General features: G+C 46.3%; 12 protein-coding genes. 10 read left to right on the forward strand and 2 right to left on the reverse strand.

From position 1 onward, the window contains the following. Positions 1-38 precede the first annotated feature (38 nt). Positions 39-1,535 carry a glycosyltransferase family 39 protein gene (locus tag DXE33_RS01315; RefSeq protein WP_114638308.1) on the reverse strand — a complete coding sequence of 499 codons (1,497 nt, stop codon included), beginning with the start codon at positions 1,533-1,535 and terminating at the stop codon, positions 39-41. Positions 1,536-1,582: 47 nt separating this feature from the next. Between DXE33_RS01315 and DXE33_RS01320 the strand changes: the two genes are divergently transcribed. Beyond that, on the forward strand, positions 1,583-2,380 hold the full coding sequence (locus DXE33_RS01320; protein WP_114638309.1) for a DUF3047 domain-containing protein: 798 nt from the start codon (positions 1,583-1,585) through the stop codon (positions 2,378-2,380). A 14-nt stretch (positions 2,381-2,394) separates the two neighbouring features. Here DXE33_RS01320 and DXE33_RS01325 read toward each other — a convergent pair whose 3' ends face one another. Beyond that, the gene (locus tag DXE33_RS01325) at positions 2,395-4,683 is read right to left on the reverse strand and encodes a heavy metal translocating P-type ATPase (RefSeq protein WP_114638310.1); all 2,289 of its coding nucleotides are present in this window, start codon (positions 4,681-4,683) and stop codon (positions 2,395-2,397) included. A gap of 51 nt (positions 4,684-4,734) precedes the next feature. On the opposite strand from DXE33_RS01325, the gene DXE33_RS01330 reads away from it, so the two are divergent. The 9 genes from DXE33_RS01330 to DXE33_RS01365 all read left to right on the forward strand — a co-directional run bounded on the left by DXE33_RS01330 (position 4,735) and on the right by DXE33_RS01365 (position 13,412). Further along, entirely contained in the window at positions 4,735-4,929 is a 195-nt protein-coding gene (locus DXE33_RS01330) for a heavy-metal-associated domain-containing protein (protein WP_114638311.1), read from the forward strand. 188 nt (positions 4,930-5,117) lie between these two features. After that, a complete protein-coding gene (apbC, locus tag DXE33_RS01335; RefSeq protein WP_114638312.1) occupies positions 5,118-6,206 on the forward strand; it encodes an iron-sulfur cluster carrier protein ApbC in 1,089 nt (362 codons plus the stop codon). A gap of 24 nt (positions 6,207-6,230) precedes the next feature. Continuing rightward, positions 6,231-6,752 carry a DUF3305 domain-containing protein gene (locus tag DXE33_RS01340; protein WP_231970287.1) on the forward strand — a complete coding sequence of 174 codons (522 nt, stop codon included), beginning with the start codon at positions 6,231-6,233 and terminating at the stop codon, positions 6,750-6,752. Continuing rightward, entirely contained in the window at positions 6,752-7,312 is a 561-nt protein-coding gene (locus tag DXE33_RS01345; protein WP_114638314.1) for a DUF3306 domain-containing protein, read from the forward strand. The genes DXE33_RS01340 and DXE33_RS01345 overlap by 1 nt, the downstream gene beginning before the upstream one ends. Next, entirely contained in the window at positions 7,309-9,399 is a 2,091-nt protein-coding gene (locus DXE33_RS01350; RefSeq protein WP_114638315.1) for a 4Fe-4S binding protein, read from the forward strand. Before DXE33_RS01345 ends, DXE33_RS01350 begins: the two co-directional genes overlap by 4 nt. After that, on the forward strand, positions 9,396-9,653 hold the full coding sequence (locus DXE33_RS09705; RefSeq protein WP_197711961.1) for a hypothetical protein: 258 nt from the start codon (positions 9,396-9,398) through the stop codon (positions 9,651-9,653). Before DXE33_RS01350 ends, DXE33_RS09705 begins: the two co-directional genes overlap by 4 nt. A 1-nt stretch (position 9,654) precedes the next feature. Then, complete coding sequence (locus tag DXE33_RS09710) at positions 9,655-9,990, forward strand: TorD/DmsD family molecular chaperone (RefSeq protein ID WP_197711962.1); 336 nt, start codon at positions 9,655-9,657, stop codon at positions 9,988-9,990. 161 nt (positions 9,991-10,151) lie between these two features. After that, entirely contained in the window at positions 10,152-10,400 is a 249-nt protein-coding gene (locus DXE33_RS01360; protein ID WP_114638316.1) for a formate dehydrogenase, read from the forward strand. Between the two features lie 33 nt (positions 10,401-10,433). After that, positions 10,434-13,412, forward strand: a complete 2,979-nt coding sequence (locus DXE33_RS01365) for a formate dehydrogenase subunit alpha (RefSeq protein ID WP_114638317.1) — start codon at positions 10,434-10,436, stop codon at positions 13,410-13,412. Positions 13,413-13,425 lie beyond the last annotated feature (13 nt).

The raw sequence follows: 13,425 nt of genomic DNA on the forward strand, positions 1-13,425 counted from the left end.
TAATGCTTTGGTCGCCTAAGGTCTTGAATTTGGGAGAATTACTCCGCCAATAGAGGGCCTTGCCAGTGACTACACAGGCTAAAGTCAAACTGAGAGAGTATTTTCCCAAATCGTGAAATTTCAAGGGTATCTAAAGGCTCGCAGCGCTCAAACCCGGACTGATTGCGAACTGGATTGGGAAAACTCATTCCTGACCAGTTAATGAGCAGAATATTTGAGCCCTTGGGTAATTGACCAAACCATAAATCAAATTGATCTTGGCGTTGATCCAGAATAAATACTGGGATTGGTTTTGCATACCATGCAGCCCGACTGCCAAGTGTCCAATTTTGGACGGCAATCCCATTAACCTGGTTGGTTTTGCTTAAGTAGACGGCTTTTTCTCCTGCCGCTTTCCAGCCGTAGAGATCAGCAATGGGATTGGACTTCATCGCTGCTGAATTAATGCCGCCAGATAGAACATAAGCAAATCCAATGCAGCAAAGTGAAATTTGTGTGACTAATAGAATTTGAATCAGTCGACGATGTTGTGTCGACCATGCTTTTGCTAGGCCAATGCCCGCAAAAGGTGCAAGACAAAACCATGCGGGAGTTGTCCAGTGTGGCAAGCCTCCGCCACCAGCTAGTGCACTAAAAATTCCAAACGGAACGAAAAAGAAACCCAGTAATGCAAAGAGTGAAAATTTTGTGCCGTGAATACAGTTTTTTATGAAGAGGTATCCACCTAATACAAGGAGGGAGCCATATACAAGTATCTGCACACCAATATAGGCTGCAAACCTTCTCCATAACCAGGTTCCGCCAGAGCCGTGAGCAATTTGATAGTTAAATGAAATCCAATCGTTTGCCCAATTCCAGTAGAGCACAGGAGTAATCAGGGCCAGCGCAAATGCAGCTGCCAGCCAGAATCCCAGTTTTGTAATCCAGGGTTTTCTGGGTGCGCTTAAAAATACGATGAGAAGAGCAATAGCTGTAAATACTGCGGTGTATTTGCTAAGGCCTGCTAGCCCCAGCAAGCCTCCAGTGATCAACCAGTCTGTAGCCGTAAATTGATCTCTTGTTAGCCAGCGTAATGCCATCAACATGAGGCATAAACTCAATGGTGTTAGTAAGGTGTCTGGTAACAAACCAATTGCTAAGATATGGGGCAAGGGTGCAGCAACCATGGCTAGCACTGCCATCAGTCCGCAAGTATTGGCCGAAGGTAATGCGCTGGTTAAATAGCCTGCATTTCGACCTTGAATAAAGTGGTGCGTCTGAATAGTGACTTGGTAAACAAGATAACAGGAAATAATCCAAAGCATTTCTGGAATGAGTCGAATCATGCCCTCTGATGAAGTGAGGGCTATGAGTGGCCACTGGATCCACCCTACTAAAGGAGGGTGATCAAAATAGCTCCAGGCTAAGTGCTGCGCATAAAGGGCGTAGTGAGCCTCATCCACTGAAAACCCGATTGCAAATCCTAGTGCGAAATGCACGAGAGCCGCTAAGCAAACAGAGATTGCTGCCCAGCTTGAAGGAGATTGGTGGCGCATGGGTCAATTTTAGATGCAGTCGAGCATTTCTTTGGGACAATTAGAAGATGCTGAAGTCAATTCTTTCTTTTTTAATGATCCTGTCGATGCTAGCCCTTACGGCTTGCGCTGGGTTTGGCGGCGGATCAGTACAAGATGAATCAGGTCAGGCATTCAACCCAGATCAAATGCAAGCTCAAGAAGAACTTCCTAAGTTCTCGGCAGAGACTGCGCGGGAGGGCATGCCCAATGGTTGGAATTTTTATCGCATAGCTCCATACAAAAAGAATACGATCTACCGGCTAGAGAACTATCAAGGTAAAACAGTATTAAGTGCCAACTCTAAAACCTCTGCTTCTGGATTAGCTGTGAAGTTGCGCCCACGCTCACCAAATAATTTATGGCTACAGTGGGAATGGAAGGCTATCAATGCATTACCCGATGCCGATAATACCGAAGGGTATCGCGATGATGCCCCTTTGAGAATTTTGGTGGCTTTTGATGGCAACAAATCAAAGCTCCCATTGAAAGAAAAATTGAATTTTGAAATGGCCAATTTAATTAGTGGTCAAGAAATGCCCTACGCGACCTTGATGTATATCTGGTCAGGAAAGACTCCGGTCGACACTATAATCGCGAATGCGCATACCTCTCGCGTCAAAATGATTGTGGTCGACTCTGGCTGGGATAATTTAGGTGTATGGCATCAGCATCAGCGTGACTTGGTAGCTGATTACAAGCGAGCCTATGGTGAAAATCCTGGAAATTTGATTGGTGTCGCCTTGCTAACGGATACTGATAATACGAAGTCAGAAACACGCACTTTTTATGGTGATATAGAGTTGATTCGTAAACACCCAAAATAAATTTCGTGGACTCGTTAAGCTAATTGGGTGCGCATGCTTGGCCGCCACCTTTTCAATAGTAAGGCGTTACTCAATACGCAAAAACTTGAAAGTGCCATTGCGCTTCCAGCCAGCATGGGTGATAAATAGCCCAGCGCCGCCAAAGGAATGCCAGTGCAGTTAAAAATAAATGCCCAAAATAAGTTTTGCTGAATTTTGATCCACGTACGTTTAGATATATCAATTGCATCAGCGACTAATTGCGGATCACCGCGCATCAGCGTGATACCTGCAGCTTGCATTGCTACATCTGTTCCTGTCGACATGGCCATGCCCACATCGGCACTTGCTAAAGCGGGTGCATCATTGACGCCATCCCCCACCATTGCTACCCATTGACGGTTTTGGTTTGGTCCTGATGCTTGAAGCTTGCGAATGATGTCTGCTTTATAGCCTGGCATCACTTGTCCAAAGACTTGATCGATTCCGATGGATTGTCCCACGCGTTTAGCTGCAACATTGTTATCGCCTGAGATCATGACGGTCTGAATATGAAGTTGGTGTAAAGCAGTTACGGATTGCTTTGAGCCTTCCTTAATTTTGTCGCCAAAGACAATAATTGCAAGAGGCCTTGGCGGAATAGTCTGAAGCATCAATACTGAAATCGTTTGCCCGGACTCTAGATGATCGCGAGCTTTTTCTAGAATAACTGTGTGATAACTGTTTTCTTCTAAGGAGGCAATGCTTTGTAGTGATAAAGGTTGATTGATCAAGGGTCCCAAGCTAGGCGTGCCGCTAATTCCAATACCTGGAAGCGCTCTACTTTGTAGGGGGTTAATGGGTGTAACTCCCGCTGCTTTTGCTGCCTCGATTAGAGCCTTTGCAAGGGGATGCTCGCTACCCATTTGCAATCCGGCTGCGCTTGCTAAAAGTTCTTTGGAATCTACTTTATCCGACAAGGGAATCAAAGCCAACATTGTTGGCTTGCCATGAGTGAGTGTTCCAGTTTTATCGAAGGCAACAATATTGAGTCGATGCGCCAATTCAAGAACCTGTGGATCTTTAATGAGGATGCCGAAACGCGCTGCAACACCTGTTCCCGCCATGATTGCTGCTGGGGTTGCTAGACCCAGCGCGCATGGGCAGGCTATCACTAGAACAGAGACGGCTCTCAAAACGGCAGTCGATGCTGAATCTAAATAGATCCAGTTCATTAATCCCGTTAAAAGGGCAATTACAATAACGCTGGGAACAAATATTGCACTCACTTGATCCACCAACTTTTGGATTGGGGCTTTTTGTGTTTGCGCATCTTCAACTAAGGTAATAATTTTAGATAGAACGCTCTCCACACCAACAGCCTGGGCATCTATCACTAATACACCCTCGCCATTAAGAGACCCGCCAATCACTCGGGCACCCAGCATTTTTTTGACAGCTTCACTCTCGCCGGTGAGGAGTGATTCATCAACATGGCTGTTGCCAAAAATGATTTGCCCGTCTACTGGGATGCGTTCACCAGGCATCACTAGAATCCGATCTTTTGGAAAGATCTGATCTAAGGGGAGCTCGCGAAAGTGATCCAAAAAAGGACTGCCGTCAATGGACGTATCTGGAGGTAATACCTTGGCATTCTCTGGCCAGAGATTTTGAAGGGCGCGGATAGCTTCGCTGGTTTGCTGTTTTGCTCTTGCCTCTAACCATTTTCCCAGTAACACCATACAGATGATGACGGCTGAGCCCTCAAAGTACAGCTCATGTTTAGCATGTGGTGAGACAAGCATGTAATAGATGCTTAAGCCGTATGCAGCACTTGTGCCTAAGGCGACTAATAAGTCCATATTGCCTGAGCTGGCAATGAGAGACTTCAAACCAGATTTGTAAAAACGCCATCCTAGAAAAAACTGAACTGGGGTTGCGAGAAGTAGTTGCCAATCTGGTGCGAGAGACCAATGAATTCCGAACGGCATAAAAAGCATCGGCAAAAAGAGTGGGGCGGACAGCGTAAAGCCGAGTAACACTCGTCCTAGACCATCTGACCCCCAAAAAGTTAGAGCTTTACTTGCTTGAGCATTTCCCTGGGGGTTGCTCGGCTGGGCCGTATATCCGGCTTTCTGGACAGCATTGATGACTTGCTCAAGGCTGGTCCTAGACCCCATCTTCAATCTAATCTTTGCCTGCTCAGTCGCCAAATTGACGCTAGCAGCCTCCACCCCCGGTATGTGATCGAGCGCCTTTTCAACCCGACTTACGCAGGAGGCACAGGTCATGCCGCCAATGTCGAGGGTAAACAGCGAGGGAGTAGCATCTTTTGGGGGTTTCATATATAAGATAATCTACCCCATACCAAGTAAATTCAAGAGAGAGGGGTCTATATGTTGAGTCTTAAAGTATCGGGCATGACCTGTGGTGGCTGTATCAATGCAGTGACAAGAGCAGTGCAAGCTCAAGACCCAGGCGCTCGAGTTCAGGCAGATTTGGTTACCCAGATCGTCCAGCTCGAGACCACTTTATCACTGGCACAGGTCAGTCAACTGATTACGGATGCTGGATTTCCGGTGGTAAATTAACCTGCGTTTTAGATGGTCTTTTGGAAATTACAACTGCGATCAGATCGTTGATGGGGTTTGATTAATCTGGCAATCCCACTTCAAGCAAATTTTTGCTGGTGCGGTTAATCTACCCGCTATTTCATTAGAAATCATTTCAGGTATTTTTTGGGAGACAAGCCCTCAAATACGGACCATAGGAGAAAGTAGTGTCAGTCACTGTAGAAGCCGTACAAGCAGCATTAAAGGGCTTAATTGACCCCAATACAAAAGTTGATTATGTAACGGCAAAAAATGTAAAGAACTTAAAAGTTGAGAATGGCGACATTTCCTTAGATATCGTCCTAGGCTACCCTGCAAAAAGTCAGTTTGATGCTATTCGTAAATCAGTGATCAACGCTATCCGTGAATTGCCAGGTGTTACGAACGTCAGCGTCAATGTCACCAGCCAGATCGTCGCACATGCTGTTCAGCGCGGTGTCAAGTTATTGCCTGGCGTAAAAAATATTATTGCTATTGCTAGCGGTAAAGGCGGTGTTGGTAAATCAACTACTGCAGTGAATCTAGCCTTAGCCTTAGCAGCAGAAGGTGCTCAAGTAGGCATCTTGGATGCCGATATTTATGGTCCAAGCCAGCCGATGATGTTAGGGATCACTGGCAGACCAGAGTCTCTTGAAGAAAATACGATTGAGCCAATGGAAGGTCATGGATTGCAGGCAAGCTCTATTGGTTTCTTAATTGATGATGATGCTCCGATGGTGTGGCGCGGTCCCATGGTTACTTCTGCGCTAGAGCAGTTGCTTCGTCAAACCCGTTGGCGCGATTTAGATTATCTGATTGTGGATATGCCACCAGGTACTGGAGATATTCAACTCACCTTGTCCCAGAAAGTTCCAGTAACAGGTTCTGTTATTGTGACCACCCCGCAAGATATCGCCTTACTTGATGCGCGTAAGGGCCTCAAGATGTTTGAAAAAGTCGGGGTACCTATCATTGGCATTATTGAAAACATGAGTACTTATGTGTGTCCAAGCTGTGGACATGAAGAGCATGTATTTGGTGCCGGTGGCGGTGAAAAAATGTGTCAAGAGTATGGTGTCGACTTTTTGGGCGCTTTGCCACTCAATCTTTCAATTCGTGAGCAGGCAGATTCCGGTCGTCCCACTGTGGTTGCTGACCCAGATGGTGCAATTAGTGCGATTTACAAAAACATTGCTAGACAGGTCGCCATTCGAGTTGCTACCCTATCTAAAGACATGAGCAGCAAGTTTCCAAATATCGTGGTTCAAAATACCTGAGGATTTATGCGCTTTGCAGTGCTAATGCGAAAGCAAAATATGGATAACCCATGGATTTCTTATCGATGGGTTCCTCAAGAAGTATTGCCAGACTTTGGGCAATTCAGTGCCAATCATGAGCAAATCAACCGCATAGCGGGAAAATTCTTGGAGCGTGATTCTGAGGGTGAGTCTTGGCTCTTTACCGGTTATGAACTCAATCTATTTCCTGATGAGGCAGAAGGCTACTACCTTAATGTTTCAGCTACTACCCCATGTTGGTTTGTGATGTGGCGCTTAGAGGAGGATGTCGAGCGCTATGTGGATGAGTCATCTATTCCTATGGCCAAATCAGAAGCAAGTCTTGCCGTGCCTCATCGCATTTGTGTCAGTTATAACGAAGCAGCTCGTTTGCTAGATGGCGGTGAATCGGTAGATACAGTCCCCTTGAATGATGAGCATAATTCTTGGTTGCAAGAGTATGTCGATCAAAAGTACCGACCTGAACCTAAAAAGCGTCATAAACCTGCCTCATTTAAAGGCGCTGAGCGTCCGGCGGAGGAGTAATGGCAGATGGTTTTCTAACTCGCTGGTCCCGAAGAAAATCAGGCAAGCTTGATGAACCGGTTGAGGCAAAAAAAGAAGTAGACCTTCCGGCTGAGGTGGTGAGTGTTCCTAATCATCCAGTGTTACCTGCTGTCACCCTGGATGATGTAGAAAAGATTGATCCATTAGCGCCAGACTTTTCCGCATTTATGAAATCTGATGTCGATCCTGCCGTGCAGCAGGCTGCTCTGAAAAAGATGTTTAGCGACCCGCACTTCAATGTTATGGATGGTCTAGATATTTATATAGATGACTATTCCAAGCCAGATCCGTTACCCGCTGGAATGCTGCAAAGAATGGCGCAAAGTGAGATGCTCAAGTTGTTTAGCAGGCCAAATGATGAGGAAGGTTCTGCTAAGCCACCGGAGAGTAATTTAAAAACAGACAACCCTTTAATTGGGGCTACTCAGTCTAGTTCTGTTACGACTTCTGATGTATCTTCTGCAGAAGAGATGCCCAGCGTCGATAATGCATTCGAACCAATTAATCAAAAGAAACAGTCTTCAGAAAATAGCCAATGAGTCAACAATTAGTCTGTAACTGCAATAGCACTATGCCCTTGGATGAAATGGCCTTAGGTGTTCCAATGCATCATGCTTTGTGTAGGCAGGAAGTGGGTTCTTTCTTAAAAGCATTAGATGGTGATGATTCTGTAGTAGTTGCTTGTACCCAAGAGGCTGCCCTATTTGGTGAGTTGGCAGATCAGTCTGAAAAACCCCTGGTAGCTCCGCTGCGTTTTGTCAATATTCGCGAAATGGCTGGCTGGACACAAGAGGCAAAGTTCTCGGGTCCAAAAATTGCTGCATTACTTGCTTTAGCGCAAATGCCAGAGGCCGATCCAGTCCCTGAAGTGAATTATGAAAGCCAGGGTCGATTACTCATTGTGGGTCCAGGCCCACAAGCGCTGCCTTGGGCAGAAAAGCTCAGCAACTCATTGGATGTGTCCGTTCTCTGTACCAAGCCTAGCGATTTGCCATTGACACGAAATTATCCAATCTATAGTGGCACAGTTACCAAGTTAGAAGGGTATCTCGGTAAGTTTTCAGTTGATTGGGAATTACGAAATCCTATTGATCCAGAAATGTGCACTCGCTGTGGCGCGTGTGTCGAGGTTTGCCCTGAAAATGCCATCGATGCCTCTTTTCAGATTGATTTAGATAAATGCAAGTCACATCGCGCTTGCGTCACTGCATGCGCTAGCATCGGAGCCATTGCATTTGATCGTGTAGACCGCAGTCGTAATGCAGAGTTTGACCTCATTCTGGATTTACGCACAAATCCACAAATGCGCATGAGTCAGACTCCTCAAGGTTACTTTGCACCAGGGAAAGACCCTTTAGATCAAGCACTGATAGTCAATCAGTTGCTTGAGATGGTGGGTGAGTTTCAGAAGCCAAAATATTTTGCTTACAACGACAAGATCTGCGCTCATGGCCGCAATGGCAAAGTAGGGTGCAATGCTTGTATCGATGTTTGCTCTACCGGTGCAATTGGTTCTGTCTTTAAGGGCGGGCAGGGTAGCGTCGAAGTTAATCCGAATTTATGTATGGGTTGTGGCGCTTGCGCTACAGCGTGCCCATCGGGCGCAATTCGCTACAACTTTCCCAGCGTTGCTCATCAGGGCAAAGAGTTGAAAACAATTGCTACAGTGTTTGCAGAGCAGACTAAGAAAAACAAATTAACTTTGACACCTAGTTTGCTTCTCCATTCTCATCAGGAGGGCGCCAGCCTGATTGAAAGTTTGGGACGAGCTTCTCACTTGTACCCAAAGCAGTTTGAAGGATTGCCTGCATTTCTTATTCCTTATGGTGTTGAGCATATCGCTTCAACCGGATTGGACTTATGGCTAGGCGCCTTAGCTTATGGTTATTCTGAAGTTATCTTGCTGCTGAGTGGAGAAGAAGATCCGGCATATCGCGCAGTACTGCACGAACAGACAAAGCTAGCAAATGCCATTTTGCAAGCCTACGGATTTGAAAATCGTATCCGAATGATTGAGGCGGCATCTCCTGATGACACAACTACTGTTTCCAAGGTGATGGGTGAGTTACGTAAGCGCGGCACCTTGGAGTCAATTTGTACGCCGGCAAGTTTTGGCTTTTCATTACAAAAGCGTGAAACACTAGAAGCAGTTCTCGAGCACCTCCAAAAGCATGCGAAAACTCCTCTGCCATCTGGTGGTGTAGTCCTGCCCAGTAATTCGTTGTTGGGTGGATTGGTGATCAACACTGATGCATGTACCTTGTGTATGTCGTGCGTTAGCAGTTGCCCAGAAGGTGCCTTACTTGACAACCCTGATGAGCCGATACTATCTTTCATAGAGAAGCAATGTGTTCAGTGCGGTATTTGCGTACAAACTTGTCCAGAGCAGGCATTGACTCTTGCACCCCGCTTACAGACTATTGAGCAGCGCAAACAAAAAGTAACCCTCAATGAGACTCAGGCATTTCATTGCATTAGTTGCGGCAAGCCATTTGGAACCTTAAAAATGGTGGAGTTGATGCTCACTAAGCTTGGAACGCATGGTGCATTTTCTGGGTCGGCAATGGATAGGTTAAAAATGTGCGGTGATTGCCGTGTAGTTGATATGGTGAAAAAAGAAACATGACCCAAGAAAATCTCAATCCATCCTCTACAGAGGTGGGCGACGTAGGTTTGCCTGAAGACCTCGCTAGGGCTGATCTATATGGTCTGATTGCACGCTTTTTTCATCTTCCGCCAGACCAGGAGTTATTGGATCAGATTGCTGCTAGCGCTGATCAGCAGGATGCTAGCAATGAACCCCCTCTAGCCAAAATATGGATGGATGTGGTGGAGGCTGCTAAAAATAACCCAGCCAAGGGCTTGGCACGAAGAGTTTGATTTGAACTTCATTAGTGTTGGCAAGCCTAATGTAGTTTTAAATGCCTCCTTTTATTTAGCGGGGCATCTGAATGAAAGACCGTTGGTCAATATTCGCAGGGCTTTAGAGGGGCTTGGTCTAGAGTCTGCAGATGAGGTTACCGAGACTGAAGACCATCTCTCAGCCCTGTGTGAAGTAATGCGCTATCTCATAGAGCGGGCGAGGACGTGGAGATTTCAAACCTTACAAATCAAAGGGTCTTTTTCAATGAGCACATTCGCCCTTGGTATGACGAGCTATGCGATTCAATTGAAAGCATTCCAGAAATGCATCTCTACCACCCTGTCGCAGCATTGACGCGTGAATTCTTTGCCATTGAAGGCCAAAGTTTTGACATGATTTAATGTTGCGCCGCATCAAATTAATCTCCTAATATCTCCGTATTGCACCAATATGTCAAAAGTGCGATAAACGATTAAACTTGATCACAATCAAGAATAATTAAATAGGAGCATGCCGTGAGCACTAAATCCAAAGTTGCTGTGAGCGAAGACAACCAGCCATCGCGCCGTAAGTTCTTTATTGGTGCAGGCGCTGCAGTTGGTGCAGTTGCTGTGGTTTCTCAAACCTCCGTTGGTAAGGCGGTGATTCAGGAAATTGGCAGCGCAGTCAAAGCTAAAGAAGATAGCAAAACCATGACTGCACACATGCGTAAATATTACGAAAGCACCATGCATGCTCTAAATGAGCGATCTTTATTTCATTGACATCAAATAAAAATATTCAATCAGGGACAACATATGAGTCTGACTCGTAAATCAAATACCCCACAAAGTAGCCGTTCTACAACTCGACTCATTGGTAGTTTGTCACGCGGTCTCAAGGCTGCTGTGCCAACCATGGATCGACGCACTTTCCTCAAGCGATCTGGACTAGGCGTTGGTGCTGGTATCGCTGCTAGCCAACTGAGCTTGGTGCAAAAGGCGGTTGCTGAGCCAAGTAAAGCCATGTTGGACGGTAAGGGCAAGATTGAAGTTAAAAGAACGATCTGTACGCACTGTTCGGTAGGCTGTGCTGTAGACGCCACTGTTGAAAACGGTGTTTGGGTGCGTCAAGACCCAGTATTTGATTCTCCAATTAATATGGGTGCGCATTGTGCTAAGGGTGTAGCTTTGCGTGAGCACGGTCATGGCGACTATCGTTTGCGCTACCCAATGAAATTAGTTGATGGGAAGTATCAACGGATTTCCTGGGATCAAGCGCTCACAGAAATTACTGCTCAAATGAAGAGCATCCGTGAAAGATATTCACCAGATGCCATGTTCTTTATCGGGTCCTCTAAGCACAACAATGAGCAATCATATTTGTTGCGTAAATGGGTTTCATTCTTTGGAACCAACAATACAGACCACCAAGCGCGCATATGTCACTCCACAACCGTTGCAGGCGTAGCTAACACCTGGGGTTATGGCGCGATGACCAACAGCTATAACGACATGATGAATGCAAAGGCAGCTTTGTACATCGGATCTAATGCGGCTGAAGCCCACCCAGTTTCCATGTTGATGTTGCTGCATGCAAAAGAGAATGGCTGCAAGGTGATTGTGGTTGACCCACGTTATACCCGTACCGCAGCAAAATCAGACCAATACGTGCGCATTCGTTCGGGCTCTGATATTCCATTCTTGTTCGGTGTTCTGTATCACATCTTCAAGAATGGCTGGGAAGATAAGAAATACATCAATGACCGCGTTTATGGCATGGATGAAATTCGCAAAGAGGTCATGGAGAAGTGGACCCCTGCTAACGTTGAGGCCGCTTGTGGTGTACCTGAGGCGCAGGTTTACCAAGTGGCAAAAACTATGGCAACCAATCGCCCGAGTACAGTGGTCTGGTGTATGGGTCAGACCCAGCACACCATCGGTAATGCCATGGTTCGCGCTTCCTGTATCTTGCAACTAGCCTTAGGTAACGTTGGTAAGTCTGGTGGCGGTACCAACATTTTCCGTGGTCACGATAACGTTCAAGGTGCAACAGACGTTGGACCTAATCCAGATTCATTGCCCGGCTATTACGGCTTGGCAGCAGGCGCTTGGAAGCATTATGCAACTGTGTGGGGCGTCGACTACGAATGGATTAAAGGCCGCTATGCCCCAGACATGATGGAGAAATCGGGAACTACAGTTTCTCGTTGGGTTGACGCTGTTCTAGAAAAAAATGACATGATTGATCAACAGACCAGTGTGAAAGGTCTATTCTTCTGGGGTCATGCACCTAACTCGCAAACTCGCGGTCTTGACATGAAGCGCGCGATGAACAAGCTGGATTTATTGGTGGTAGTTGACCCATTCCCAAGCGCAACTGCAGCGATGGCTGCTATGCCTGCAGCAGAAGGGGATGCGGTTAATAAGAACCGTAATGTATATTTGTTACCAGCAACCACGCAGTTTGAAACCACTGGTTCAGCAACAGCTTCAAACCGCTCACTGCAGTGGCGCGAAAAAGTAATCGATCCATTGTTTGAATCAGTGCCTGACCATGTGATCATGCAAGCATTTGCCGATCGCCTCGGGTTTGGTGAAGAGCTGTCCAAAAACTACAAGATGCTCAATTCGAAGTTTGCCGGTAAGCAATGGCGCGAGCCGCAAATTGAAGACATCCTGCGCGAGATCAATCGTTCTTGCTGGACCATTGGTTACACCGGTCAAACCCCTGAGTGCTTGAAGGCTCATATGCGCATGGTTGCTACATTTGATCCAAAAACACTCAAGTCACGCGGCGGAGTGGATCCAGTCACTGGCTATGACACTACTGGTGATTACTATGGTTTGCCTTGGCCCTGCTATGGCACTGCTGCCATTAAACATCCAGGCTCACCCAATCTCTATGACACCAGTAAGAGCGTGATGGAGGGCGGTGGAAACTTCCGTGCGAACTTCGGTGTTGAGCGTAATGGTGAAAGTCTGCTCGCTGCCGATGGATCATGCTCTAAGGGCTCTGCGATTACCACTGGCTACCCTGAATTTGATCATGTCTTACTGAAAAAATTAGGTTGGTGGGATCAGTTAACCGATGACGAGAAAAAGCTTGCTGAAGGTAAAAACTGGAAGACCGACTTGTCTGGCGGTATTCAGCGCGTTGTCATGAAAAATGGTTGCCATCCATTTGGTAATGCTAAAGCGCGTGCGGTTGTTTGGAACTTCCCAGATCCAATTCCAATTCACCGTGAAGCTTTGTACAGTACGAACGAAGCAATGATGCGTAAGTACCCAACGATTGACGATAAGAAGAATTTCTGGCGTCTACCGACTCTTTATAAGACCGTTCAAAATCAAAACTTGAACAATAAGCTTTATGAGAAATTCCCAATCATTCTGACTTCAGGTCGTTTGGTTGAGTATGAAGGTGGTGGAGATGAAACACGTTCCAATCCTTGGCTAGCCGAGCTACAACAAGAAAATTTTGTGGAGATTAATCCTCAAGCGGCTGCTGATCGGGGTATTAAAAATTGGGACTATGTATGGGTCAAGTCGCCAACCGGCGCCAAGATCAAGGTGCGTGCTCTAGTTACCGAGCGCGTTGATCAGGGCACAGCCTTTGTCCCATTCCACTTCGCTGGTTGGTGGCAAGGTGAAGATATTCGTAAGTACTATCCAGAGGGCGCTGCACCGGTAGTTCAAGGTGAGGCTGTTAATACCGCTACTACTTACGGTTATGACATGGTCACCATGATGCAGGAGACTAAAACCACCATGTGCCAAATCGAAAAATTTGCCTAAGTCTAAAAATAAG

The sequence above is a fragment of the Polynucleobacter necessarius genome, from assembly GCF_900096765.1.
Lineage (GTDB): Bacteria > Pseudomonadota > Gammaproteobacteria > Burkholderiales > Burkholderiaceae > Polynucleobacter > Polynucleobacter necessarius_F.